Below are 24,797 nucleotides of genomic sequence, written 5' to 3'. Positions count from 1 at the left end.
TGACGCGAAACTGATTCTTACAGTACGTTGTGGCTCACGGCAACATGTTTCGAGATGATGACGATGATGAGAAGAACGTTGGCGATCGATGCGGGCGGCACATCCACCCGCGCCGCACTCGTGGACGACACGGGTGGCGTGCTCGGGTTCGGCCGCGCCGCAAGCGGGAACCCGACCGCGTCAGGCGTGGAGCGCGCCGCCGCGCAGCTCGCCGACGCGGCGAGCACGGCACTCGACGAGGCGTCGACGACCGTCGGTCCCGGATCGATCGTGGTGGTCACGCAGGCGGGACAGGCCTCCCCCGCCTACCGCGCGGCGCTCGACACGCACTTCGGGACGCTGGGCTTCGACGAGGTCGTCGTCGAGCCGGACCTGCTCGGCATGTACGGCTCGGGAACGCCCGAGCAGACGGGAGCCGTGCTCATCGCCGGGACCGGGAGTGTCGCCGGACGCATCGAGGACGGGGCGCTCGTGCAGGAGGTCGGTGGTGCCGGCTGGCTGCTCGGCGACGGCGGCTCCGGATTCTGGATCGCTCGACGGATCGTCCGTGCCGTTGCGGCGGACCTCGACGGCCTCGGCCCTGCGACGGCGCTCACCCCGCTCCTCGTCGAGGCGCTCGGACTTCCGGCGCCGGGCGACGGGCCCGGCCGGAGATCCTCGACCCTGGACCGGTTGATCCATGTCGTCCACGAGGATCGACCGGTTTCGATCGCCCGTGTCGCACCGCTCGCCTTCGCAGCGGTCGGTGACCCTGTCGCAGCGACCATCCTGCGCGAGGCCATCAGTCGGCTGAGCTCGCTCGTGCGTGCGGTCCACCCGCCCGGTGTCGCACCAGGGACCCTGGTGCTCGGTGGGAGCGTCCTCGTCGACGGCCTGCTGGTGCACGAGCCGACGACCCGCGAACGGTTGCACGAGGCGAGCCGTGGTGCGGACCTCGTCACCGTGCGCGACGGGCTGGTCGGTGCCGCCTGCCTCGGCCTCCGTCGGCTCGGCATCGAGATCGACGACGCGGTGTTCGAGCGACTGTGTCGAGCGCTCACGCCCCCGACCCGGATGGAGACGCCGTGAACGACCTGGGATCCATCGCCATCATCGGCTCCGGGGCCATGGGCCGCGCGCACCTCCGGGCGTGGGCCGCAGCAGGGCTTGCCGAGCACATCGCGTATCGATCGGGCAGCCGTCCGCCGCAGCCCGACCCGGCGGCTCCACGAGCGCAGAGCGTCGCCGGTGTCGAAGCGATCCTCGCCGACGACAGCGTCGGCATCGTGTCGGTGTGCACCCCGACCGACACGCACGCCGACATCGCGATCCGCGCTCTCGAGCGCGGGAAGCACGTCCTCCTCGAGAAGCCGATCGCCCGGACGCTCCAGGACGCCGAGCGGATCCTGAGCGCCGCTGAACACAGCGGGTCGACGCTCATGGTCGCGCACGTCGTCCGGTTCTTCGGCGGATACGCCGCGATCGCCGACGGCGTGCGGGACGGCGTCGTCGGCGTCCCGGAGTTCGTGACGACCGGGCGACTCAGCGCCCCACCCGGGCCCTCGGCCTGGTGGCACGACGAACGACGTTCCGGCGGAATCCTCGTCGACGTCGCCATCCACGACGCCGACCAGCTCAACCTGCATCTCGGCACGCCGGTGCGGGTCGACGCCAGGCGTCGTCGGTTCGACGGACCGATCGAGACCACGGTGGAGTACCGCGACGGCGGCCTCGGGCGCATCACGAGCTCCATGGGGATGCCAGACGGCTTCGGCTTCTCCTCGGCGATCGAAGTCGTCGGCGATGCCGGTGTGCTCGGGCACCGTTTCACCGGATCACTCGACGGCACCCCGGTCCCGCTCCACCTCGACGCAGCCGGGCCGGCCGCCGTTGCCCATGCCGCCACTGCGATCGACGACGCCGACCCCTACCGGCTGCAGGCCGAGTACTTCCTCGAGTGCGTGTCGACCGGCGCCCGACCCACGCGGTGCCCGCCGCAGTCCGCCCTCCAGGCACTCGCGGTCGTCCTCGCGGCCGAACGCTCCCTCGCGACCGGGCGAGCCGTCCACCTCTGAACGAGCGGGCGCCACGCTCTGCACCGGGCACGCCGGACGACGGAACGCCCGCCCCGGTCTCCCGGGACGGGCGTTCTCGTTCAGCGCGGTCGCAGTGCGACGAGGCGGTGACGACTAGCGGGCGACGCTGCCGTCGACGTAGTCGTCGTCGTTCGACGCGTTCCATGCGAACAGCTTGCGCAGCTCACGACCGGTCGCCTCGATGGGGTGGTCCTCACCCTTCTTGCGCAGCGCGAGGAACTCGGGCGCGCCGGCGTCCTGGTCCTCGATGAAGCGCTTGGCGAAGGTGCCGTCCTGGATGTCCTTGAGGACAGCCTGCATGTTCGTCTTGACGCTCGGGTCGATGACGCGCGGGCCCGACACGTAGTCGCCGTACTCAGCGGTGTCGGAGACGCTCCAACGCTGCTTGGCGATGCCACCCTCCCAGATGAGGTCGACGATGAGCTTCAGCTCGTGGAGCACCTCGAAGTAGGCGATCTGCGGCTGGTAGCCGGCCTCGGTCAGGGTCTCGAAGCCGTACTGGATCAGCTGGGAGACACCACCGCAGAGGACAGCCTGCTCGCCGAAGAGGTCGGTCTCGGTCTCCTCGGTGAAGGTGGTCTTGATACCGCCGGCGCGGAGGCCGCCGATCGCCTTCGCGTACGACCAGGCGAGAGCCCAGGCGCTGCCGGTCTCGTCCTTCTCGACAGCCACGATGACGGGCACGCCGCGGCCGGCCTCGTACTCGCGACGGACCGTGTGGCCCGGTCCCTTGGGGGCGACCATGAAGATGTCGACGCCCTCGGGGGCCTCGATGTAGCCGAAGCGGATGTTGAAGCCGTGGCCGAAGACGAGGGCCTTGCCCGGTGCGAGCTGGTCCTTGATGGACTCGGCGAAGATCGTGCGCTGGAACTGGTCCGGAGCGAGGATCACGATGACGTCGGCCCAGGCGGAGGCGTCGGCGACGTTCTTGACGGTGAAGCCCTGTTCCTCAGCCTTGGCGATCGACTTCGAGCCGTCCTTCAGGCCGATGACGACCTCGACACCCGAGTCGCGGAGGTTCAGCGCGTGGGCGTGGCCCTGCGAGCCGTAGCCGATAACGGCAACCTTCTTGCCCTGGATGAGCGACAGGTCTGCGTCCTGGTCGTAGAAAATCTCAGTCACTGGTGGTTCTCTCCTTGGTTGTGGTTTCGCAATGGGTCGCTGAAGCGCGACCTAGTTCTTGAAGACGCGTTCGGTGATCGACTTCGAGCCGCGCCCGATGGCGAGCAGGCCCGACTGGGCGATCTCCTTGATGCCGTAGGGCTCGAGCACCTTGAGCAGGGCGGTCGTCTTGCCGGAGTCGCCCGTGACCTCGATCACGAGAGCGTCCTGCGCGACGTCGACGACGCGGGCACGGAACAGGTTGACGGCCTCGAGCACCTGGGAACGGGTCGAGTTGTCGACACGGACCTTGATGAGCAGGTGCTCCCGCTGGACGGACTGCGCCGGATCGAGTTCGACGATCTTGATGACGTTGATGAGCTTGTTCAGCTGCTTCGTCACCTGCTCGAGCGGCAGCTCCTCGACGTCGACGACGACCGTGATCCGGGACAGCCCCTCGATCTCGCTGTGGCCGACCGCGAGGCTCTCGATGTTGAACCCGCGGCGGGCGAACAGGCCGGCCACACGGGTCAGCAGACCGGGCTTGTCCTCGACGAGGAGACTCAGGACGTGCGTGCTCATGCTCAGGCCTCCTCATCGAACGACGGGCTGTGGTCCTTGGCGTACTGGACGTAGCTGTTGCTGACGCCCTGCGGCACCATCGGCCACACCATCGCGTCGGCGCTCACCACGAAGTCGATGACGACCGGACGGTCGTTCGTCTCCAGGGCGAGCTTGATCGCCGCATCGACCTCGTCTTCCTTATCCACGCGGATCGCGAGGCACCCGTAGGCCTCCGCGAGCTTCACGAAGTCGGGGATGCGGATCGTGTCGTGACCCGTGTTGAGGTCGGTGTTCGAGTAGCGGCCGTCGTAGAACAGCGTCTGCCACTGGCGCACCATGCCGAGCGAGGAGTTGTTGATGATCGCGACCTTGATCGGGATGTTGTTGATCGTGCAGGTCGCGAGTTCCTGGTTCGTCATCTGGAAACAGCCGTCGCCGTCGATCGCCCACACGTGGCGATCGGGCTGGGCGACCTTCGCGCCCATGGCCGCCGGAACCGAATAGCCCATCGTCCCGGCGCCGCCGGAGTTCAGCCACGCGTTCGGACGCTCGTACTTGATGAACTGCGCAGCCCACATCTGGTGCTGGCCGACACCGGCGGCGAAGATACCTTCGGGACCCGTGAGCTCACCGATGCGGGAGATCACGTGCTGCGGGGAGAGCAGGCCGTCGGTGGGCGGTGCGTACCCGAGCGGGAACTCCTCACGAAGCCCGTCGAGGTACGACCACCACTCGGTGAGGTCGGGCGTGACCTCGCGGGAAGCCGCCTCGAACGCCGACTGCAGGTCGACGATGACGTCCTTCGCGTCTCCCACGATCGGGACGTCCGCGATGCGGATCTTCGAGATCTCCGCGGGGTCGACGTCGACGTGCACGACCTTGGCGTTCGGGGCGAAGAGCGATGCCTTGCCCGTGACGCGGTCGTCGAAGCGTGCTCCGAGCGAAATGAGGAGGTCTGCCTCCTGCAGCGCGAGGACGGCCGGGACCGTGCCGTGCATGCCGGGCATGCCGAGGTGCTGCTGGTGGGAGTCGGGAAAGGCTCCACGCGCCATGAGCGTCGTGACGACCGGGGCACCGGTCGCCTCGGCGAGAGCGAGGAGTTCCGCCGACGCCTTCGAGCGGATGACGCCACCGCCCACGTACAGCACGGGCTTCTTCGCGTTGACGAGCAGCTGAGCAGCGGCGTGGATCTGCTTGCCGTGCGCCTTCGTCACCGGACGGTACCCCGGCAGGTCGATCTTCGGCGGCCAGATGAACGGCGCCTCGGCCTGCTGCGCGTCCTTCGTGATGTCGACGAGCACGGGGCCCGGACGACCCGTTCCGGCGATCTCGTAGGCGGCGGCGATGGCGGCCGGCACCTCCTCAGGTGTCTTCACAAGGAAGGAGTGCTTCGTGATCGGCATCGTGATGCCGACGATGTCCGCCTCCTGGAAGGCGTCGGTGCCCATGAGTGTCGAGAACACCTGTCCGGTGATCGCGACCATCGGCACCGAGTCCATATAGGCGTCGGCGATGGCGGTCACGAGGTTCGTCGCACCTGGACCGGAGGTCGCGATGCAGACGCCGATCCCGCCGCCGGCGGCCGCGTAGCCCTCGGCCGCGTGGCCGGCGCCCTGCTCGTGCCGGACGAGGATGTGCCGGAGCTTCGTCGAGTCCATCAGCGGGTCGTACGTCGGCAGGATCGCCCCGCCGGGCAGACCGAAGATGTCCGTGACACCGAGGAGCTCGAGCGATCGGACGATCGCGGCAGCTCCCGTCAGGATCTCCGGGGCAGCCGGAGCCGCCGGTGTTCTGGGATGAGGCACGGGTTGAGACTCCGTGGGCATGATGATTCCTTAAGCGATGAGATGCACGAACGAGATGCTCGGTTATCCCGTGATCGCGCCCTCCGCTGCGGAGTGCACGAGACGAGAGTACTTTGCGAGAACGCCACGGGTATAGCGCGGAGGGAGAGGCGCCCAGCCGTCACGGCGGGCTTCCAGCTCTGCATCGTCGACGAGTAGGTCGAGCGAGCGGCCAGCGATATCGACCCGTATCAGATCACCATCGCGCACGAAGGCGATTGGACCTGCGTCCACCGCTTCGGGTGCTATGTGGCCGATGCACAGTCCGGTTGTGCCGCCTGAGAATCGACCGTCCGTCAACAGTAGTACATCTTTACCGAGTCCCGCGCCCTTGATGGCCGCGGTGATCGCGAGCATCTCACGCATACCGGGTCCGCCCTTCGGACCCTCGTAGCGGATGACGACGACGTCGCCCTTGTTGATCTTGCCTTCGGTGAGGGCGTCCATTGCGGCACGCTCGCGTTCGAACACCCGCGCGGGGCCCTCGAACACCTCGGCGTCGAAGCCGGCGGTCTTCACGACGGCGCCCTCCGGTGCGAAGGAACCCTTCAGCACGGTGATGCCACCGGTCGCGTGGATCGGGTTGTCGAGCGTGCGGATGACCTTGCCGTCGATCGGGTCGGGGTTGATCTCCGCGAGGTTCTCCGCCACCGTCTTGCCGGTCACCGTGAGGCAGTCGCCGTGGATGAGGCCGGCATCGAGCAGCGCCTTCATGACGACGGGCACACCGCCGTGGCGGTCGACGTCGTTCATGACGTACTGACCGAAAGGCTTGAGGTCGCCGATGTGCGGCACCTTGTCCCCGATGCGGTTGAAGTCGTCGAGGGTGATGTCGACCTCCGCCTCGCGGGCGATGGCGAGGAGGTGCAGCACGACGTTCGTGGAACCACCGAAGGCCATGGCCACGGCGATCGCGTTCTCGAACGCCTCCTTGGTGAGGATGTCGCGCGCGGTGATCCCGAGGCGCAGCATGTTGACGACGGCCTCGCCAGAACGGTGGGCGAAGTAGTCGCGGCGACGGTCCGCCGAGGGCGGCGAGGCGGAGCCCGGCAGGCTCATCCCGAGCGCTTCGGCGACCGATGCCATCGTGTTCGCGGTGTACATACCGCCGCAAGCACCCTCGCCTGGAGCGATGGCGCATTCGATGCGCTTCAGGTCCTCTTCGCTCATGTTGCCGGCCTTGCAGGCGCCAACGGCCTCGAAGGAGTCGATGATCGTGACTTCCTTCTCGGTACCGTCGGACAGCTTGACCCAGCCCGGCGCGATGGATCCGGCGTAGAGGAAGACCGAGGAGAGGTCGAGGCGGGCGGCGGCCATGAGCATGCCCGGGAGCGACTTGTCGCAGCCGGCGAGCAGGACGGTGCCGTCGAGGCGCTCCGCCATGACGACGGTCTCGACGCTGTCGGCGATGACCTCGCGGGAGACGAGCGAGAAGTGCATGCCCTCGTGGCCCATCGAGATGCCGTCGGACACCGAGATGGTGCCGAACTGCAGCGGGTAGCCGCCACCGGAGTGGACGCCCTCCTTCGCCCCCTGGGCGAGGCGGTCGAGCGAGAGGTTGCAGGGCGTGATCTCGTTCCACGAGCTCGCGATGCCGATCTGGGGCTTGTCCCAGTCCTCGTCGCCCATGCCGACGGCGCGGAGCATGCCGCGTGAGGTGGTCGCCTCGATGCCGTCGGTGACGGCACGACTGCGTGGTTTGATGTCGATCTCTGGCATTTTAAGAGTCTACGGCTTCCTTGTTGCTTCGATATTCCGCGAGCATGCCGAGTACACGGGCGATCTCGGAGGGTCCTTCGACCCTGAAGTCGGCGGCGGTCACGCCCTGGCCGCTCTTCACTCCGAGGTCCCCCGGACCGAGAGCGCCGAAGGCGTCCTCGTCGGTGACGTCATCGCCCGCGTAGAACACGGCATCTGCTCTGGTGTACCGCCGGAGGTGTTCGACGGCTTCGCCCTTGGTCGCGCTCCTGAGCGAGAACTCGAGGACGTTCTTGCCCTCTCGAACCGTCAGGGCGCCGAACTCGTCCTTCGTGTGGGCGAGTGCTTCGAGGTGGGCGATCCTGGAGTCTTCTTCACTGGCGAGCCTGGTGTGCAGGGCGAACCCTGCCGGCTTCCGCTCGATCCAGACATTATCGTAACCCTCCGCGACGTCCTGGAGGATCCGTTGGAGGGTTTCGCGCTGCTCGCGCTCCTCGTCGTCGAGGGCGAGGGCGTCGTCGGGGCTGTCGAGTCGGATCTCGACGCCGTGCGAACCCGCGAACAGTGCGTGGTCGGGGAGGTCGGCCACCGCGACGAGACTGTCGATCGCGCGACCGGAGACGAGGGCGACCCTCGTGCCGGGCAGCTCCATCAGCCGGAGGACGGCCGAGCGAGCGGCGGGCAGCGCACGCGCCTGCTCGGGATCGTCGACTTCCGGCGCCAGCGTGCCGTCGAAGTCGAGGGCGACGAGGAGGTTCGGGACGTCGGCGAGGCGGCGGAGTTCGGCGCGCAGGCCCAGGGGAAGCCCGCCGAGGGTGTCGGTGGGCTCGTCGGAGGTGCTCATGACTGGGTGGTGCTCCCCTGCTTCGAGATCGGCTGCGCGTCGCGGACACGGTGGAGTTCATCGAGGAAGGACGCCGACCAGCGTGCGACGTCGTACTCCATCACGCGCTTCCGCAGCGCTCGCATCCGACGCGCGCGCTCGGCCTTCGTCATGTGGACAGCCTGCAGGATCGCGGACTTCATGCCCTCGATGTCGTGCGGGTTGATCTTGAGCGCCTGCTTGAGTTCGTCGGAGGCACCGGCGAACTCGCTGAGCACGAGCACGCCGTCCAGGTCGTAACGGGCCGCCACGTACTCCTTCGCGACGAGGTTCATGCCGTCGCGCAACGCCGTCACGAGCATGACGTCGGCCGCCAGATACAGCGCCGCCATCTCCTCGCGGGGGTAGCCGTGGTGCAGGTACTGGATCGCGGTGTGGCCGATGGTGCCGAAGTCGCCGTTGATGCGGCCCACCGTCTGCTCGATGTCGTCGCGCAACTGGCGATAGGTCTCGACCCGTTCCCGGCTCGGGCTCGCCACCTGGACGAGCGTGACGTCCTCGACGGAGAGCTTGCCCTGGCGCAGCAGCTCGCCGAAGGCCTTGAGTCGGTGACCGATGCCCTTCGTGTAGTCGAGCCGGTCGACACCGAGCATGATCGTCTCGGGGTTCCCGAGCTCCTCACGGATCTGCTTCGCTCGGGCGATGACGTCCGGCCGCTTCGCGAGGGCCTCGTAGCCCTTGCTGTCGATCGAGATCGGGAAGTGCCTCGCGATGACGGTGCGGTAGGGCGCTCCGGTCTTCGAAGCAACCGGGGCGGCGTCGGTGAGCGTGGGCACCAGGGCTGCGTCGAGCGGCACCTGGATCGCCGCACCCTTCGTCTCATAGCCGAACAGACGTCGGACGGCGCGGGAGAAGTTGCCGGCGTCGGCGACCCGCTGGAAACCGATCACGTCGGCCCCGAGCAGGCCCTCGATGATCTGCCGCCGCCAGGGCAGCTGCGAGTAGATGCCGTATGCCGGGAACGGAATGTGGTTGAAGAATCCGATGGTGAGGTCGGGACGGAGCTCCCGGAGCATCTTCGGGACGAGCTGCAGCTGGTAGTCCTGCACCCAGACGGTCGCACCCTCGGCTGCGGAAGCCGCCGCCTGCTCGGCGAATCGCCGGTTGACGACGAGATACGAGTCCCACCACTCGCGGTGGTAGCTCGGCGGCGCGATGACGTCGTGGTACAGCGGCCAGATCGTGTCGTTCGAGAACCCCTCGTAGTAGCGGGCGATCTCCTCCTCCGACAACGGCACGGGAATGATCCACATGTCGTCGTTGTGGAATGGCTCGATCTCGAGGTCGGCCGAGCCGGCCCAGCCGATCCACGCGCCGTCTGCGCCGCGCATGACGGGCTCGAGCGCGGTGACCAAGCCACCGGGCGAGGTCCGCCAGCTCTCTTCGCCGTCCGCGTCGATGACGCGGTCGACGGGCAGTCGGTTGGAGACGACGATGAAGTCGAAGGTCGAAGCTGATCCGCCGTCGGGCGCGGAGTATCTGGTGATGATGACCCTCCCGGGGTGCTCGGGTTCGCCCTTCAGGCTAGCAGCGTTCCGCATGGCGAAACCGCCTGTTCAGGCGGCACGCTTATGCTTGCGCTGATGATCCGCCACGGCATGAGCACCTCCTGCGTCTATCCGCTCGACACGAGACGGGCGTTCGAGCTGGCCGCTGAGGCCGGCTACGACGGCGTCGAAGTCATGGTGACGCAGGACCGCGTCACCCAGGACCCCGAGGCGCTCCTCGCGCTCGCCGCGGAAACCGGTCTCGACATCCTGTCGATCCACGCACCGGTCCTCACCCGCACCGCCTTCGTCTGGGGCCGAGACCACCGCGAGAAGCTGCGTCGTTCCGTGGAACTCGCGGCGACCGTCGGGGCGAGCACCGTGGTGGTCCACCCGCCGTTCCGCTGGCAACGCCGCTACGCGAAGGCGTTCGTCGACCTCGTCGCAGAGCTCACCGAACGCCACGGCCTGGAGATCGCGGTCGAGAACATGGCCTGCTTCAGCAGCCGCGGGATCCGCGTCCAACCGTTCGCATTCGGATACGACCCCGGCCCGCTCGACTGCGCGGCGCTCACGCTCGACTTCTCCCATGCGGCCCTCGCCGGCGAGGACTCGCTGGAGATCGCCACCCGCTACGGCGACCGACTGCGTCACGTGCACCTGTGCGACGGCACCGCCCCGTCGCCGCGCGGAGCGTTCCTCGACGAGCACCTCCTGCCGGGGGCCGGCGAACAGCCGGTGACGGAGGTGCTCGAACTCCTACGGGCCGCGGAGTGGTCCGGCAGCATCGTCGCCGAGGTCCACCTCCCCTCATCAGGCGGCGACACGCTCCGTCTCGCCCAGCTGCGGGCGTCGCTCGCTTTCGCGAAGCGTGCCCTCGATACCACGAGCGAGCCGTCGAAGGAAAGCCCGGATGCGGGAGACCGGCCCTACCGGCTAGCGTGAAGCCATGCGCAAATTTCTGTTCAACGGCAGCATGATCTCGACGATCTTCGGTGGGATCTCAGCGATCCAGGCCACCCGCCAGGGTCCGCGCGACTGGAAACTCCTCCTGCTCTGGGTGAGCTGGGGCATTTCCCTCGCGCTGGCGATCAGCACGGTGCTCGACGACAGCAAGCAGGCCGAGATCGACCGCTGAGGTCGCCGTACAGCGATACCACGGCTGGGCGGGATTCCCGCGAACTCGGGTGACCGCCCGCGTGTCTCCGCATGTTTCCGCGGTTCGTCACCGAGAATAAGGGCAGTCCAGCTCAGGGACGCTCCGCTTTCGATGAAGGGCCCGCCATGTTCGGTCGCCGACGCCACGCCGCTCCTGTTTCCGCATCGAAGCTGACCGAGAAGCAGCTGTTCGACCTGGTGCACGCCAGATTGGCGAGCGAGCTCGGGGCGAACGGTGCATGGGTCCTCTCGCGCCGGACGCCCACGTCGGGAGACGAGATCTTCCACGAGGTGTACGCCCAGCAGCTCGCCCATGAGATCGCGACGGACATCGACCTCGAACAGGCCGCCGTCACCGTGCGCGCCACCGAGGCGCCCAGCCGCGGCTGGCGCCTGTGGGGCCGCCAGACCGATGAAGCCGAGGCTCTCGAGGACACGACCGTCGAGGTTCCCGCTGAAGCCGTCATCGACGAATCCTCCGAAGTGCCTGCCGCACCGGAGGCCGAGGCCGAAACCGATGTCGAGGAGACCGAGGCGACCGCCGGTGAAGCGGTCGCGGACGAGGACCCTGCGGGCGAGGCGTTCACGGAACCCACCTTCGTGGAGCGGACCCTGCTCGAGCCGCAGCACTACCCGATCACGGTCTGGGCCGAGCCTGAGTTCATCGACGCGAGCCTCGTGAACCCCGTTCCCGCTCGCCGCAGCGCGGTGAGCTGAACAGCAGACCACGTCCGAACGGCCGTCCACTTCGGTGGGCGGCCGTTTCGCGTGCTGCACCTCGTGGAGTGCATGACGCCTCATCGAACCCGAATCGATGAGGCGCCACGGCGCTGGCGGGCGGTGAACGCCCAGCCGACGCTCTGCTCCAAGGCGGCGGGGTGACCACCTCGAAGGCTTCACCAGTGGCAGGCAGGACCCGATCCTGCGAACGCCACTGACTCGTCCAGCGTCTCACGGCTCGGGACCACACGAGCGCTGTTGACGCGATTCGGACGAGAGCGTGTCGCGAAACGCTCGCGGAGCGTTCCTCGCCCAGGGCCAGTGGACCGCCGGATGCCGGCCTGTCCAACAGGAAACGGCCCCGTCGAATGACGAGGCCGTTTTCCGTGTGGTGCACCCCCTCGGACTTGAACCGAGAACCCACTGTTTAATCGACGGGACCGCCGGGCTCGCGCTCCTCCTCATCGTCGCACTGCGGGCGGTGCGCGCATGACCGCTGAGGAACTGCTGGCGCTCGTGTCCGAGTACGGCAAGCTGACGCGGCGCATCATGGTGCAGCCGACACCAGAGAACCTGGACGCTGGCGATGAGGCGTTCGGAGCAATCGCCACGGCCGTCTACGGACTCGGGCTACCGGTGGACAGCTGGTGCAACGCCTGCGCAGGCGAGGGCGGACCGCACAAGAGTTGGTGCGCCGGTGGATTCGAGCTGGACCCGGAACCGCGCGCGTACGGCCCGGCCCAGCACTGTGCCTTCCCTGGCTGCACCACGGGCGGCGTTGGGTTCGTGGGGACGCTGCTCGTGCACAACGAAGACGGCACCCACGAGTTCACCCCGCAACCGACAGGTGGTCAGTCGTGAGCGTGCAGCGCATGGTCGTCATCGTCTGCGACGGGGACGACTACGAGTGCGGCGCGACCGCTCCGGAACCGCAGGATTTCACGGGCACTGCACGGGACTCGGCAGCACGCTACGGGTGGACGTTCACCGAGGACGAAGACCTGTGCCCAGAGCACTCCCCGAAACCGAGCGATTCATGACGGGCACGTGCGCCGAGTGCGCCGAAGGTCCGGCCGGGCACGACTGTCCCGTCGATGACGAGTAAGGGTTATCCCTCATCCGGGGGTAACGATTCGGAGACGACGCCGCGCGCCAAGCCGAAACGGTCAATCGGACGTCCGGCTTTGCGGTTCGATGAGATCACGATGAAACACCAGATAGCGACGCCCGAGCCGTGGCGCGAGCACCTCGAAGCGTACCTATCCTGGATTCGGAATACGTCGCCAGACACGACCGCCTACCTGCGGTCGTATCACCTGCGGCGGTTCGCTTCGGAGACGAAGGTGCCGCCGTTTCCTATGTCCCTCGACTTCCTCGCGGGATACCTCGGCGGGCATGCGCAGCTGTCGGCGTCCTCGCGGGCCTCGATGCGGTCGAGCTTGCGGGCGTTCTACCGGTGGGCGTTCATCACGGAACGGATCGCCGCTGACCCAGCGGCACACCTCCCCAAGATCAAGGTCAACCCGGGCAAGCCGCGTCCGGCCCCAGACGCCTCCGTGGAGGCCGCGAAACGCACCCATGACATTCGGACCCGCCTGATGGTCCAACTGGCCGCGCACGCGGGCATGCGGTGCGGGGAGATAGCCGTGGCCGCGCGCGAGGACATCTTCGAAGACCTGCTCGGCTGGTCGATCCTGATCCACGGGAAGGGCAACAAGGAACGCGTCGTCGAGCTGCGCGACGAACTCGCCCACATGCTCCGCCAGCTGCCCCCGGGGTATCTTTTCCCCGGTCAGATCAACGGCCACATCTCGGCGTCGTACGTGTCCAAGCTGATCAGCAACGCGCTGCCCGAGGGCGTCACCGCGCACATGCTGCGCCACTGGTTCGCGACGAAAACATATCGGGCGTCGAAGGACATCCTCGCCGTCCGTGACCTCCTCGGGCACGCCTCCGTCGCGACGACGCAGATCTACACGCTGATGGACAACGACGTGAAGCGCCGGGCGGTCAACTTCTGACCATCCGGCGCTTCACGTCGCCGCTCAGGCCGCGTGACGGCCGGCCGGGGTGATCCAGCCGGCACCGAAGACGAGCAGGACCGTGACGGCACCCTGCACCTCCCCCGGCACGTCGAGGCCGGCCAGGCCTACGCCCCAGCACAGGACGGTGGTCGCTGCGGCCGCTGCGGCCGCTGCGGTCACCTTCGGGTTGATCTTCTCCATGGTCTCTTACCTTTCGTTTCGAGGTTGTACAGTCGCTCGTCGTATCTGGCCTGCGTGCTGCGGACGAGTCGCAGGTCCTCCTTCATGCCGCCCACGTCGCGAGCGATCGTCTGGAGCAAGTCGCGGTTGTCATCGTGCTTGGCGTCGAGGTCTTCGCGAAGGTTGACGGTGTGGTGATTCGTCACCTGGTGCCGGATCGCGTTCACCTTGCGATTGAGCACGAGGGCCAGCAGGCCGGTCGGGGCGGTGAGGACGAGTGCGCACCCGCCGATGAGCGCGACGAGAACGGACTCGCCCACCGGCTCAGACCTTGTGGATTCGGTAGGTCGCCAGCACCTCGTTGAAGTCCTTGGGGTTGAGGACGGCGCGCTTCCACCCCTGCGCTTCGAGCGCCAGCAGCTCCCCCAGGTTGGCGATGGGCTTGGCCGTCAGGTCGTCGGTGTTGAGGACGTAGCCGGCACCGGTGCCGCCGAACTCTTTCCCGTTGATGATGATGGTGCGCATGTGTTCTTCTCGCTTTCTGGCCTCTTCGGCCGGGGTGGGCCGGCCCGCTGCTGCGGTGCCGGAGATTGCTGCCTCGATGTAGGGCCAGGGGTCGGACACGAGGTTGGGGTCGCCGAGCACGCCGCCGGGACCGGAGGCGTTCGTGGTGCACAGGTGGTCGCCGTTGGCGAGGGTGCCGGAGGCTCCGACCGGGCCGACGATGCCGGCCTTGGGGAGCTCAGTGCCGATCGGGTGAGGGGACTGCCCGAGCATGTGTCGGAACCCGATGTATCGGCCCGCCGGCGTCACGCCCTCCGCGATCCAGCCGAGCCCGTCGTGCCAACGATTCAGGGTGATCGTGATGGGCTCGTACGTCGGGATGGGTGTGCCCGCGTCGTGGGGAACGTCACCGCCTCGGTGCGGGTTGAGCCGACCGCCGGCGAGCGAGCCGAAGCCGTCGGCGTGGTCGTAGTTCGCGTAGAACTCTGCAAGGTCCATAGTGTGTCTCCGATCAGGTGAGGGTGCCGAGGCGCACGATGTCCGCGCGGATGGTGAAGGTTCGGGCTGCGCCGGTCGCGTGGAAGACGGCGAGGGTGACGATCGTGTCGTCGGACGGCACGACGATCGAGGCGGCGCCCGAGTACCCGTCCTCCCCCGTCGCGGTGAAGGGGATGCGGAAGGACTCCGTGCCGACGTTGACGTTCACGAACACGCGGCCGCTCAGGACGATGTTGGTGGTGAACGCGACGTTGATGATGTACGTGCCGCGCTTCTTGAAGGTCCAGCCGTTGTTGATCCGCACCCAGAGCGTGCCGGCCGGCGTCGAGCTGCCGGCGGTCACGTAGCTGATCGCTCCCACCGGAACGACGGTGCTCGAGGCGGCGTTGACCACGGAGGCGGTGTATCGGCCGTTGATGACGGCGACGGGCTGCGCGGTTTCGAGGGCGGTCAGTCGGGACTTCAGCGCGGTGACCACCGTTGTGATGCTGGTGCCGAGCTTGTTGAGCAGGGTCGATACCGGTGCGGCCTTGTCGGTCTCGTCGTAGACGTAGATGCCCTGCGCGTTGGGTGCGCCCATTAGAGTGCGTCCTTCCATGTGCCGCCGGAGCGGACTTTGATCAGTGCGTCCTTCATGACGCCGGCGACCTTGACCTTGGGTAGGGCCGACTTCATGACGCCGGCGACCTTGACCTTGCCGCCGGCTCGCATGGTGGCCGCGATTGCGGACGACCACGGGCCGGTGGTGCCGTAGGCGTCGGACACGTTGTTGCGGCCGGCGGCTCGGAACCAGTAGGTGCGTCCCGGCACGAGGCCGGTGAAGGCGGTGCTGCCGCTGCTGTCGACGGTCACGGCGTTGGTGAAACTGGGGTTGTCGGCTCGTTGCAGCCGCCACCCGGTAATGGGGGCGTCGCCGTTGTCTGCGGAGCCGTTGAAGGACACGACGACGGAGCCCGCGGGGCCGACGATCGCTGCCGCCATGGTCGGCTCAGATGGCACCTGCTCGTACGTCCAGAGACCGGTTAGTGAGGCGTTGGGGTAGTTGCCGAACCCGTCCACGATGGTGCGGCCAGCGACGCCGGCGCGGCCGAAGTTGACGGAGCCGGTCGCACCGAACCAGCCAACGCGGATGTCCTGGAGGTTGGCATCCGGCAGGTACTTGCTCACGGTGGCCGAGTAGCGCCCGACGCCGGCGGCGGTGCCGATCGCTGCCGAGCCTGCACCGTCCGTGCCGTTGTCGTTCCACACGCCGAAGTAGAGCGTGACGCCTCCGCCGACGTCCAGGTGCACGCCGGACATGCGGATCGGTCGCAGCCCGTTCGCAGCCGTGCGGGCGGTCGGAACGGTGTCGAGCACGTAGACGGGGTTGCCACTCGTGAAGGCTGAGGTGTTCGTCGGCGCGTTGACCCCGTTGATTACGCGGATCGGCATCAGTCAACCCAGCTGATCCACACGGTGCCGTCGGGGACGTTTCCCGGGTCGGCCTTCTGAACGCGGATCTTCGAGGCGTCGAGCTTGGCGGCGTCCGCGGCCTTGCGAGCGTCCTCCTCGTCCGCGAGGCGGTCCAGGGTCTCGTTGTCGTTCACGAACCCCTCGCGGCGGTCCTGGTTCCCCGAGTAGGTCTTCCAGCCCTTCGCTGCTGCCTTGTCTCCTGCGGCCATTAGGTGCCCACTTCCTCATTGAGCCACGACGCACCGGTCGGGCTGTCGGTCCACTTCTCGCCCACGGGCAGGAACATCCACGCCGACTCCGGCGTGTCGATGAGCGCTCGCGAGGCGATGCGCATTTCGTCGTCTGGGAAGCTCCACGTGACGGACGAGGTGTAGCCGGTCTGCACGGGCGTGCCGGGCAGAGTGATCGCCAGAGCGCGGCCAGGGGCGGCGCTGTAGTCGGAGACGGCAGACACGTCGAGGACGCGCCCGCGGCCCTGCTTGCGGCCCAGGAGTGCGTCGGCGGCACCGGGGCCGGGGAACGGCACGTCACGGGTCTCTGCAAAGACGTTCTTGGCGCGGTAGTCGCCGGCGATGTCGTAGGCGATCATCGTCGTCGCGGTCGCTGGGTCGCGCCACTTGTAGGTGATCACCACGGCGTCGTACCAGTCATCGTCCAGGCTGATCTTGTCGCGGCCGGAGGTGACATTGTGGTCGGCGGTCAGGACCATCAGGTCCTCGGTGTTGCGGGTGGCTCGCACGAGCTTCCAACGACGGGCCTCGTCGCAGTAGAGCCGAAGGCCGGCCTTCTGCACGAGCGGGTACACGTAGTCCCAGCCGGACACGCCGGGATTCCAGATGAGTGAGTCGGCGTTGTCGACGGACACGGGGGCATCGGTGGAGTCCTCGTCCAGGCCGACGCCGATGTGGGCGAGGGCGAGCGCGACGGCGGCTTTCACGGTTGGGGTTGCCGGCGCTTCCTGATATCGCGAGACGAGCTTGTGCCCTTCCAGCAGGGCCTCGTCGGAGGCGACGGATACCCGGAACTCGCCGGCATCGTGGTCGGCGTCGCGCTCACGGAACGTCAGGTCAAGGTCGATGATCGACGGGAGCCGGACACCGAAGTCGTTGAACGGGCGGTAGTGGGTCCGTGTCACGTCTTCGAGTGCGTCATCGGGGTACAGGGCACTCACGTCCTGCAACGTCCCTTCGCCCCAAAGCGCTGAGAGGGTCGCGAGCGAGTCGCTGTCGCCGAAGTCCTGCTGGAGGTGCAGCGTCGCCCGGAGGTCCTTACGGGGGTCGAGGGCTTCGAGCACGGCCGGCGACGGGATCGAGCACGTGAGCTGCACCTGGGCGTAGGGCGACCATCCCTCATCGAGCGTCACACGGGCCTGCTTCACGTCGAGCGGGTTGCCGTCGATCGAGCACGTGAGCGTGTGCGCGCTGACGGTCACGGGGTCACCTCACGGAAGCCGACGGTGAGCGTCCAGATGCGAGAGGTCTCAGGGTCGAGCTCGCGGCTGATACGGCCATCCGGCGCGTAGGTGATGTTCCAGGTCGGGCGCTCTGGGTAGACCAGCGTGAACGTGCCGGCCTCGCGGTGAAGCTGGAACGCCTGGTCAACCGACGCCTCGTCGAGGAACAGGAAGCCGAGCGTGCCGTTCCGGGGGCCGGCGGGGCGGGTCGTCAGGTCTTCGGTGCCGCTCAGGAGCTTGTGGAACACGTTGCCGGACTCGGCGGCGTCTGCAAGTCCCAGCACCAGCTCAGGGGTGAGCGTGACGCCGGCGTGCGTGATGGTGGCGGGCATCAGTCGATCTTCTTTCCGTTGCGGTCGACGACAACCGCCGTGACGGTGACCGTGCGGCTCTGGTTCATGAAGTTGTAGAGCGTGTTGGATGCGCCGGTGGTGTCGGCCGCGGTGCCGATCGTGGCGACCCGGGTCTTCGCGACTACCTCATCGAGCTTCGCCTCGGCGTCCTTCGTGTCGGCCTTCGCCTTGACGGTGGTGGACCGGTCTTTCTTCTCCGTCGCAGTGGTCTTCGTCTCGGCCTCGGTGGTGTCGGCGTCGACCTTTGCCGTCACGTCGAACTCGTCGGGGAGGGTGTTCTCCACGGCGCTCTTGCCGGCCTCGGCCGCGGTCGTGAACGTGGAGTTGAAGTTGTTGATCATCTCGTCACCGCCGGCCAGGATCGCGGCGAGCATGGGCGCGAAATCGATGCCCTGGTCGACGAGGTACTGGTACGCCTCCGGGGACAGGCGAGCTTGCGCGGCCTCCAGGTTTCCCGCGTACTCGTTCGCCGCAGAGATACGGGCTTGCAGGCCGGCGAGGTAGGCGGACGGATCGACAGCGCCGGTCTCCTTGTCCTGGTAGTCCTCCCACGACCCGGCGGCGTCGTCGACGGCGTCCTGGATCGAGCCGATCGCTTCGGCCTTGGCCTCCATCTCGGGACCGCCAGCCTGCGCGTAGTGCTCCTGCGCTGCTGCGGCCTCGTCGGCCTTCGTCTTCGCTTCCTCGAGGTACGCGTTGTAGTCGCGCTGCGCCTCGGTCTGCTCCTCCATGGTCTTGTTGACCTGCTTGCCGGAGCGCGTGCGCGAGACGTTCTTGTTGTCCTGCTCTTCGAGCTGCTTGAGGTACTCCTTGCCAGCGTCGAGCATCTCGTCGATCTGCTCGGTGTTCCCGGCGTAGGCGTCGGCGAGGTCCTCGAACGAGGAGCCGGACTTCTTGGCGACGTCGTACAGGTCGGAGAGGTTCGTCTTGCCCTCGCCGGTCTCGGTCGCGAGTGCTTTCATCCGGTCGAGGATGAAGTCGAGTGATGCGGCCCCGACCTTGCCAGTCTCGATGTACTCGGCTGCGAGCTCGGAGACCGAGGCGCGGAACTCCTCACTGCGCTCGGTACCTCGATCGAGCTCGGCCATGATGAGACCGATTCCGAGCGCACCGGCCGCGCCGAGCGCTGCACCGATCGGGCCGAGGCCGGACACGACACCGCCGAGGGTGCCCTGGAGACCGTCGGCGAAGGACTCCGCCGAACCGTCGAACGAGGAGAAGGTCTCGGCGGCGTTCTGCTTCGCCTCGTTGCCGAGCTCCTCAAGATCACGCTTGGCTCGGGAGGTGCCCTCCTTCGTGTTGCGGGCGAGTGCGTCGGACGCCTCGCCGGTCTCGCGACGGGCCGACACGGCGAGGTCGCGGAAGCTATCTTCGACCCGGTCGAGACTGTTCGTCGCGTCGCGAGCTCCGTCCTTGGTCTCGTCGCCGAGCTCGTCGCCCATCTTGCGGGCGCTGCTCTTCGCGTCGCGGGCGAGGTCGTCGAGGCTGTCCGAGATATCCTCGACGCCCTGGGACGCCTGTTTGGCCCCTCGGAGCCAATCGCGGACGTCGGCGAGGAGGGAGATGCTGATTCCGGCCATTACTGCCGCTTCCCCTCGAATGCTTCGTATGTTGCTCGGACGGTGGTCTGGACCCACAGGGACGCGAACCGGGGTGCGAGCCGGATCGCAGCGGGCCAGGCGACCCAACCGGCCGAGCGGCGCGGCTTGAGCTGCTTGTTCAGGACGCGGGTGTACCGGTAGCGCTTGCCCGCCGATGACGTTGCCTGCACCTCGCCGCGTCGCCAGTTCCCGCCGAACTCGATCGCGTGGCCCAGCTCACGCGGTGACCGTCCGCCCGAGAGCTTCCGGGTCGACTGCGCGGCTTTCAGGGTGACCCGGTCGGCGGTGACGTCGGCCCGTGCGCCCTGTGCGATCACGCGCTCTTCGAGATGGGTGGTCGCGTCCGCTCGGAGCTCCTGTTGCCACTCAGGGACGATCGCGGAGCGGGTGGCTTTGAAGATCGTGCGCCGGAGCGTGCGATCCATGTCCTTGAGGGCGAGGAGGACGTCTTGGAGCTCGCGGCTCCCGTACACGCTCAGCATGTCGACGTCCTCCTCGACCGATCAGGCGTAGGTGTACGCGGCGAGGACGGTCGCCGGACCCACGGCGTTCGTCACCTTGATCGGCTTGGAGCCTGCCGCCGTCGCGGGCGAGAGGACGTACAGGACCGCGTCGGATTCGACACGGAACGTCGGGGCGTTGATCGCGCCGAACGCGACGGCCGTCGCACCAGTGAAGCCGGAGCCGACGACCTTGACGAGGGTGCCGCCTGCGATGGGGCCGGTGGACGGGGTCGCGCTGGAGGCCGTCGGGACGGCGGCCGCGCCGAGGATCAGGACGGGCTTGCCCTGCAACCCGAGCGAGACCGTGGCCTCTGCGACCACGTTGACCGCGCCGCCGATCGCGCCGGGCGTGATGACGAGCGTTGCGGAGAAGCTCGGGCCGGTGCCGTTGCGGGGGCGGAACACGACCGGGACGACAGCGCCCTCGTTCTCGAACAGGTATCGGCTGAGGGAGCCGACCGTGTCCCAGTCCTGCGCGAATGTGAGACCGGCGACCCACGTCGCTCGACCGGTGTCCGTGAACGATGCGTCAGGCGTGCCGCCCTGCCACGTGATCGTCGGGGCGGTCGGGGTGAAGGTGACGGCGCTGAGTGCCTTTTCGTAGCTGTTGTCAGCGAGGCTCAGGACGTAGTCCTTGAGCACCAGAGGGGTGTGCGCGATCTGAGCCATGTGAGTTACTCCTTGGATTCGATGATGATGACGACGGTGGTCTGGAAGCGGTAGGCGGGCTGGTCCTCGCCGTAGGTCGATCGCTCGGCCTCGGTCCAAGCGAGCGAGTCGAGCTTGTCGAGGGCGACGGCGACGTCGAGCATGGCGTCGTCGAGGTCGTCTTCGGCGGCGATCGTCTTGGGCTCGATGACCCACACGGCGACGTCGGCGAGGTACGCGCCGAGCTTGTTGGGGGCCGGACGGAGCTTGGTCTGGATGATCTGGACGACGGGCTTGTTGGCCTCGATCTGGTCGAGGTTGCGCGGGCTGTCGACGATCTTGTACTTGCGGTCGAGGTTCTCGCGGAGCGCCTCGGCGATGAGCTTGCGTGCGTTCATCGGATGCGCGGCCTGCCGATCTTGGGTCGGAGGAGCCCCTTCACGGGCCGGTCGAGCTCGTAGGTGCGGATCGTGAATCCGTCCGCGCCGAGCTGGTCGCCGGGGTCGCTCTTCGTGCTGTTCCAGATGTTGCGTGCCTGCATGAGTTGCGCCTGCACGTAGTTCGCCGGGGGCGGTGTGCCCTCGGGGAGCGCTGCCGCGTACGGGATGCACGAGAGCTTCGCTGATTCGAGGACACCCCAGAGCGAGGCGTCGCTCGCGGGGGCGTCGGCCCAGTCCTCGCGGGCCTGCTCGATCGACACCCAACCGTCGTCAGACTCGACGACGAACCGGAGGGCGCGGAGCCGGTCTCCCCCGGCGCGCATGAGGATCGACCAGACGCCGGGAGTCGGGAACGCCGGGACGTCGTCGCCAAACGCGATCGCGATCTGCTCCGGGTCGCCGTTCGTGCCGGGCGTGCGGGTGACGACGAGGGCACCCGCTGCGGGCGCGCGTTGCGGGTTGCGGAGGATCGCGGTCAGGGTGTCGTCGGGCGCGTCGGTGGCCTCGTCGTAGTCGTCGAGGAACTCGACGGGGACGGGTCGCTGGGGCTTGTCGCCGACCCAGTACGGCCCGATGTTCTCGGCGACGGGTGAGAGTGCCACGATGTGCCTTCCGGTGCGGTGGTGAGTGGGTGGGTCGCTGGCCCGGCCGTGCGGTCGGCCGGGCCAGCGGGTCGGCTATGCGCCGGTGACGTGCACCAGCGCTTCGGCCTTGTGGGTGACGTGCCCGGTGTAGCCGAACAGGCCGGTGTCCAGGCCACCCTTCACGAGGTCTTCGGCCTCGATGCGGATCGGGACGCCGGGGAGCTCGTAGACCGTCACGGCCTCCTTCGCGCCGACGATGACGCCCTCGAACGGGGTGACCGTCGCTGCGTTGGTCTCCTCGTCGCGGGCGGTGTACCGGGACTTGGCGCGGATGGTGAAGCCGGAGCCCGCGAGGGTGCCGTTGTCGAAACCGAGCGAGGCGTCGAGGTAGCCGAGGACGTTGTTGTTCGTGGTCTTGAGCATGGCCTTGTACAGATCCTTCTCGACGATCGCGAAGTTCGGGAGCGCGTCGCCGTCGATGACCTCGACGATGCCGTCGATGAGGTACGACAGGCCAGCGGTGAGACCGGCCGGGACGGCGTCGGCAGCGACGGCGGTCGCGGACTGCACGACCTCGGTCAGCGCGTACTCGTTCGACCAGCGGGCGTACGACTCGCGCATGGCGTTGTAGTACGACTCCCAGTACTCCGGGTTGGAGAAGTGGCGGTACTCGTTCGCGTGGTCGTGCGCACCGGCCCAGTAGTGCGTCCCGGCCGAGAACGGTACGGCCTTCGGCGTGTTGGAGGGCACGTTGGTCTTGTTGCCCGACCAGTCGCCACCTTCGGGCTTGGTCTCCCACTTCCACCCGGCGATGGTCGCCGCGGTGAGCTCCGCGGTGCCGAGGAGGTCGATGATGTCGCGGGTGTACGCGAGGCCGTCCCAGAGCTGGCCGATCCACTGCGGGAACGGGTTGATGACCTCGCCGACGGTCGGGGCTGCGCCGTTCGCGCCACCGGCCGAGGTGTAGGGGATGCTGTTCAGCGCGGCGAACAGGGTCTCGGAGCCGGGTCCGGCGTTGGTGCGGAGCATGGCGAGGAGCGTGTCGTTGCCGCGCCCCGACTTCACCTCGTTGATTGCTCGCATGATCTGGCCGAACGAGGGCGCGGCGGGAGCTGCGGCCTTGCTGCGGCGGGCGGTCAGGGTGGCGGGTGCCGTTGCAGTGGTCACGGGCTCTTCCTCTTCCTCGGTTTCCGGAGCTTCCGGGTCTTCGGTTTCCTCGACGACGGTCGTCGTCGTGGTGGTCTTGTCCTGCTCGGTGGTGGTCTCGACGTCCTCGACGCGACGCCAGGTGATGCCCTGTGCGTCGGTGTACTCGGACTCGTTGTGCTCGGTCGTGGTCACGGCCTCGTCGTCGGTGGTGTCATCGGCCGGCTGTTCGTCGAGGTCGACCGCTGCGGCGAGGAGCGTGGCCGACGGGAACGCCCCGGCCTTCACGAGGGCGGCACCGAAGATGCGTCCGCCGACGGCCTTGCCCGCGCGGATCACCATGTTCTTGGCCTCGACCGAGAGCTTGGCTCGGCGACCGGCGCGGGCGTCAGCGAGGGCGCGATCGCCCTCGGGCGTTGCGGCGAACGCGAAGTGTCCGACGATGCCCGTCGGGGTCTCCTCGAGGCGAGTGACACCGCCGACGACGCTCTCGCGTTCGTGGTCGGTGTTGAGCGCCAGGCCGGTGACGTCGGACGGGATCGTGATCGCGCCGGGCTCGACGGCGAACCGGCCGAGGTTGGAGCTGCACTCCTCGCCGTAGGGCACGAGAAGGCCGGTCGCGGTGCGGTCGCTGTGGCTCGCGATCAGCGTGCCCGCGTAGATGTGAACGTCTGTCATGGTCAGTCCTTCGTGACGGGGCCGGTGGGGCTCGGTTGGTTGGATCGGAGCTCGGAGAAGTCGAAGCGGACCCGCGAGCCCTCGGCAACGCAGTCGTCCTGCGAGAACCGGGCGGCGATCGGGTCGGCCCAGTAGGACAGCGAGTAGTCGAGGAGCTCGTTCCGGGTGCCCTCCTGCGTCGAGTACGTCAGCGACGCCGTCGACAGGGAGCCGTCCAGCGCGGCGGCGGGCAGGTTGAGGAAGTTGGCCGTGTCGACCTTGGCGAAGTTGCGGCCCTCGATCGCGAGCTGCGGGGCCTGGTCGCCGTGCGTCTTGAGCTCCAGGTTGAACGGCGTGAACGTGACGGTGCCCTTCGGGTCGTTCCGGGCCTCCCAGTAGTCCTCGATCAGGCCGTCGATTTCATCGTCGGTGTACGCGTTGTCGGTGGTCTCGTGGAGCTCGACGAGCGGAACGGGGTTGTTGGCCCGCTTCACGTACGCCTCTTCGAGCGCCATGGCACCGCGCATGCTGCGGGTGGCGTACTCCAGGAACCCCTCGGACGGGCCGGGGATCAAGACGACCTCTTCCGCCGACACAACCTCGTCATTCACGACGATCTGGCCCTCTGCGTCGAAGTGCCACCATTCGGTCGGGATGCGCTCGGCGGTCTCGATCTGGCCGGCCGCGTCGCGGGGTGTGCCCCAGAGCGACCAGCCGTTGAAGATCAGGTCATCGACCGTCCACAGCATGCGGTGGTGCGGGGTCAGGTTGCCGTCGGTCCGGTAGAGCCAGCGCGGCTGGGTGTCGGTCACGCCCTCCTCGGTGAGGACGCGGAGCGGGGCGGGGGCGATCTGTCCCGCGATGATCGCGCGGCCCTTGACGACGGGCGGCAGGGTCATGGCCTGCTCGCGGGTCATGAACGCTCCGGTGCTGCCGATGATCTCGGCGGCGAAGATGCTGGAGAGCTGGCCGGAGGACCACTGCGTGCGCATCCGGCGACGTCCGCGCGGACGGTCGCCCGACGACGGTTGTGCTCCCCAGATGCGACGCAGAGTCTCTTTCATTCCCACGCGAGAACTATGCGGACACAGGGGCGACAGGAGACGAATCGGCGGCGTGTCGGCGCGCGAGCTCGGCGGCTTCTCGGTCCCGTCGGCGCTTCCAAGCGGCCTCATTCTTGCGGGCCTCCTTGTCCTTCGGGTGGTTCTCGCGCTCGTGGTTCGA

29 protein-coding genes are annotated in these 24,797 nt (G+C 67.8%); 8 read left to right on the top strand and 21 right to left on the bottom strand.

The genetic code is table 11. The features are described from left to right. Nucleotides 1-66 precede the first annotated feature (66 nt). Nucleotides 67-1,068: an N-acetylglucosamine kinase gene (locus tag KXS11_RS03565; RefSeq protein WP_437384065.1), complete on the top strand. Its 1,002-nt coding sequence runs from the start codon at nucleotides 67-69 to the stop codon at nucleotides 1,066-1,068. Next, nucleotides 1,065-2,054 carry a Gfo/Idh/MocA family protein gene (locus KXS11_RS03560; protein ID WP_437384064.1) on the top strand — a complete coding sequence of 330 codons (990 nt, stop codon included), beginning with the start codon at nucleotides 1,065-1,067 and terminating at the stop codon, nucleotides 2,052-2,054. The genes KXS11_RS03565 and KXS11_RS03560 overlap by 4 nt, the downstream gene beginning before the upstream one ends. 114 nt (nucleotides 2,055-2,168) lie before the next feature. Here the strand turns inward: KXS11_RS03560 and ilvC are convergent, their stop codons facing one another. From ilvC to otsA, 6 genes are read right to left on the bottom strand one after another with little or no spacing between them, the layout of a single operon-like run. Continuing rightward, complete coding sequence (gene ilvC, locus KXS11_RS03555) at nucleotides 2,169-3,197, bottom strand: ketol-acid reductoisomerase (protein ID WP_437384063.1); 1,029 nt, start codon at nucleotides 3,195-3,197, stop codon at nucleotides 2,169-2,171. Between the two features lie 51 nt (nucleotides 3,198-3,248). Next, nucleotides 3,249-3,758: an acetolactate synthase small subunit gene (gene ilvN / locus KXS11_RS03550; RefSeq protein ID WP_437384062.1), complete on the bottom strand. Its 510-nt coding sequence runs from the start codon at nucleotides 3,756-3,758 to the stop codon at nucleotides 3,249-3,251. A gap of 2 nt (nucleotides 3,759-3,760) precedes the next feature. After that, entirely contained in the window at nucleotides 3,761-5,566 is a 1,806-nt protein-coding gene (locus KXS11_RS03545; RefSeq protein ID WP_437384061.1) for an acetolactate synthase large subunit, read from the bottom strand. Between the two features lie 42 nt (nucleotides 5,567-5,608). Then, the gene (ilvD, locus tag KXS11_RS03540; RefSeq protein ID WP_437384060.1) at nucleotides 5,609-7,303 is read right to left on the bottom strand and encodes a dihydroxy-acid dehydratase; all 1,695 of its coding nucleotides are present in this window, start codon (nucleotides 7,301-7,303) and stop codon (nucleotides 5,609-5,611) included. A 1-nt stretch (nucleotide 7,304) separates the two neighbouring features. Then, nucleotides 7,305-8,126 carry a trehalose-phosphatase gene (gene otsB / locus KXS11_RS03535; RefSeq protein ID WP_437384059.1) on the bottom strand — a complete coding sequence of 274 codons (822 nt, stop codon included), beginning with the start codon at nucleotides 8,124-8,126 and terminating at the stop codon, nucleotides 7,305-7,307. Continuing rightward, on the bottom strand, nucleotides 8,123-9,706 hold the full coding sequence (gene otsA / locus KXS11_RS03530; RefSeq protein WP_437384058.1) for an alpha,alpha-trehalose-phosphate synthase (UDP-forming): 1,584 nt from the start codon (nucleotides 9,704-9,706) through the stop codon (nucleotides 8,123-8,125). The genes otsB and otsA overlap by 4 nt, the downstream gene beginning before the upstream one ends. A gap of 57 nt (nucleotides 9,707-9,763) precedes the next feature. Between otsA and KXS11_RS03525 the strand changes: the two genes are divergently transcribed. From KXS11_RS03525 to KXS11_RS03500, 6 genes are all read left to right on the top strand, one after another. Then, on the top strand, nucleotides 9,764-10,597 hold the full coding sequence (locus KXS11_RS03525; RefSeq protein ID WP_437384057.1) for a sugar phosphate isomerase/epimerase family protein: 834 nt from the start codon (nucleotides 9,764-9,766) through the stop codon (nucleotides 10,595-10,597). Between the two features lie 4 nt (nucleotides 10,598-10,601). Then, complete coding sequence (locus KXS11_RS03520) at nucleotides 10,602-10,790, top strand: hypothetical protein (protein WP_437384056.1); 189 nt, start codon at nucleotides 10,602-10,604, stop codon at nucleotides 10,788-10,790. A gap of 146 nt (nucleotides 10,791-10,936) precedes the next feature. Next, on the top strand, nucleotides 10,937-11,527 hold the full coding sequence (locus KXS11_RS03515; RefSeq protein ID WP_437384055.1) for a hypothetical protein: 591 nt from the start codon (nucleotides 10,937-10,939) through the stop codon (nucleotides 11,525-11,527). Between the two features lie 492 nt (nucleotides 11,528-12,019). Then, on the top strand, nucleotides 12,020-12,391 hold the full coding sequence (locus KXS11_RS03510; RefSeq protein ID WP_437384054.1) for a hypothetical protein: 372 nt from the start codon (nucleotides 12,020-12,022) through the stop codon (nucleotides 12,389-12,391). After that, on the top strand, nucleotides 12,388-12,570 hold the full coding sequence (locus tag KXS11_RS03505) for a hypothetical protein (RefSeq protein ID WP_437384053.1): 183 nt from the start codon (nucleotides 12,388-12,390) through the stop codon (nucleotides 12,568-12,570). Before KXS11_RS03510 ends, KXS11_RS03505 begins: the two co-directional genes overlap by 4 nt. 303 nt (nucleotides 12,571-12,873) lie before the next feature. Further along, nucleotides 12,874-13,551 (top strand): tyrosine-type recombinase/integrase, encoded by a 678-nt coding sequence (locus tag KXS11_RS03500; RefSeq protein WP_437384052.1) that lies wholly within the window; start codon nucleotides 12,874-12,876, stop codon nucleotides 13,549-13,551. A gap of 24 nt (nucleotides 13,552-13,575) precedes the next feature. Here the strand turns inward: KXS11_RS03500 and KXS11_RS03495 are convergent, their stop codons facing one another. The 15 genes from KXS11_RS03495 to KXS11_RS03425 all read right to left on the bottom strand — a co-directional run bounded on the left by KXS11_RS03495 (nucleotide 13,576) and on the right by KXS11_RS03425 (nucleotide 24,637). Beyond that, complete coding sequence (locus tag KXS11_RS03495) at nucleotides 13,576-13,755, bottom strand: hypothetical protein (protein ID WP_437384051.1); 180 nt, start codon at nucleotides 13,753-13,755, stop codon at nucleotides 13,576-13,578. After that, on the bottom strand, nucleotides 13,731-14,054 hold the full coding sequence (locus KXS11_RS03490) for a DUF2746 domain-containing protein (protein ID WP_437384050.1): 324 nt from the start codon (nucleotides 14,052-14,054) through the stop codon (nucleotides 13,731-13,733). Before KXS11_RS03490 ends, KXS11_RS03495 begins: the two co-directional genes overlap by 25 nt. Before the next feature lie 4 nt (nucleotides 14,055-14,058). Then, nucleotides 14,059-14,736 carry a hypothetical protein gene (locus KXS11_RS03485; protein WP_437384049.1) on the bottom strand — a complete coding sequence of 226 codons (678 nt, stop codon included), beginning with the start codon at nucleotides 14,734-14,736 and terminating at the stop codon, nucleotides 14,059-14,061. A gap of 13 nt (nucleotides 14,737-14,749) precedes the next feature. After that, the gene (locus KXS11_RS03480) at nucleotides 14,750-15,316 is read right to left on the bottom strand and encodes a hypothetical protein (RefSeq protein ID WP_437384048.1); all 567 of its coding nucleotides are present in this window, start codon (nucleotides 15,314-15,316) and stop codon (nucleotides 14,750-14,752) included. Continuing rightward, entirely contained in the window at nucleotides 15,316-16,167 is an 852-nt protein-coding gene (locus KXS11_RS03475) for a fibronectin type III domain-containing protein (protein ID WP_437384047.1), read from the bottom strand. The genes KXS11_RS03480 and KXS11_RS03475 overlap by 1 nt, the downstream gene beginning before the upstream one ends. Beyond that, nucleotides 16,167-16,397: a hypothetical protein gene (locus KXS11_RS03470; protein WP_437384046.1), complete on the bottom strand. Its 231-nt coding sequence runs from the start codon at nucleotides 16,395-16,397 to the stop codon at nucleotides 16,167-16,169. Before KXS11_RS03470 ends, KXS11_RS03475 begins: the two co-directional genes overlap by 1 nt. Continuing rightward, on the bottom strand, nucleotides 16,397-17,620 hold the full coding sequence (locus KXS11_RS03465; RefSeq protein WP_437384045.1) for a hypothetical protein: 1,224 nt from the start codon (nucleotides 17,618-17,620) through the stop codon (nucleotides 16,397-16,399). The genes KXS11_RS03470 and KXS11_RS03465 overlap by 1 nt, the downstream gene beginning before the upstream one ends. Further along, complete coding sequence (locus tag KXS11_RS03460; RefSeq protein ID WP_437384044.1) at nucleotides 17,617-17,973, bottom strand: hypothetical protein; 357 nt, start codon at nucleotides 17,971-17,973, stop codon at nucleotides 17,617-17,619. The genes KXS11_RS03465 and KXS11_RS03460 overlap by 4 nt, the downstream gene beginning before the upstream one ends. Beyond that, nucleotides 17,973-19,574, bottom strand: coding sequence for a hypothetical protein (locus KXS11_RS03455; protein ID WP_437384043.1), 1,602 nt, complete (start codon nucleotides 19,572-19,574; stop codon nucleotides 17,973-17,975). The genes KXS11_RS03460 and KXS11_RS03455 overlap by 1 nt, the downstream gene beginning before the upstream one ends. After that, entirely contained in the window at nucleotides 19,574-20,077 is a 504-nt protein-coding gene (locus KXS11_RS03450) for a hypothetical protein (protein ID WP_437384042.1), read from the bottom strand. Before KXS11_RS03450 ends, KXS11_RS03455 begins: the two co-directional genes overlap by 1 nt. Nucleotides 20,078-20,098: 21 nt before the next feature. Continuing rightward, nucleotides 20,099-20,767, bottom strand: a complete 669-nt coding sequence (locus KXS11_RS03445; RefSeq protein ID WP_437384041.1) for an IPT/TIG domain-containing protein — start codon at nucleotides 20,765-20,767, stop codon at nucleotides 20,099-20,101. 5 nt (nucleotides 20,768-20,772) lie between these two features. Next, complete coding sequence (locus KXS11_RS03440) at nucleotides 20,773-21,144, bottom strand: hypothetical protein (RefSeq protein WP_437384040.1); 372 nt, start codon at nucleotides 21,142-21,144, stop codon at nucleotides 20,773-20,775. Then, entirely contained in the window at nucleotides 21,141-21,788 is a 648-nt protein-coding gene (locus KXS11_RS03435) for a hypothetical protein (RefSeq protein ID WP_437384039.1), read from the bottom strand. Before KXS11_RS03435 ends, KXS11_RS03440 begins: the two co-directional genes overlap by 4 nt. Nucleotides 21,789-21,863: 75 nt before the next feature. Further along, on the bottom strand, nucleotides 21,864-23,594 hold the full coding sequence (locus tag KXS11_RS03430; RefSeq protein ID WP_437384038.1) for a hypothetical protein: 1,731 nt from the start codon (nucleotides 23,592-23,594) through the stop codon (nucleotides 21,864-21,866). 2 nt (nucleotides 23,595-23,596) lie between these two features. Further along, nucleotides 23,597-24,637: a phage portal protein gene (locus KXS11_RS03425; protein WP_437384135.1), complete on the bottom strand. Its 1,041-nt coding sequence runs from the start codon at nucleotides 24,635-24,637 to the stop codon at nucleotides 23,597-23,599. Nucleotides 24,638-24,797 lie beyond the last annotated feature (160 nt).

Origin of the sequence: Plantibacter flavus (assembly GCF_051487245.1) — a bacterium.
GTDB lineage: Bacteria > Actinomycetota > Actinomycetes > Actinomycetales > Microbacteriaceae > Plantibacter > Plantibacter flavus_B.
Note: the sequence above shows the minus strand (reverse complement) of the source record. Positions and strands in the feature narration are given on the sequence as shown.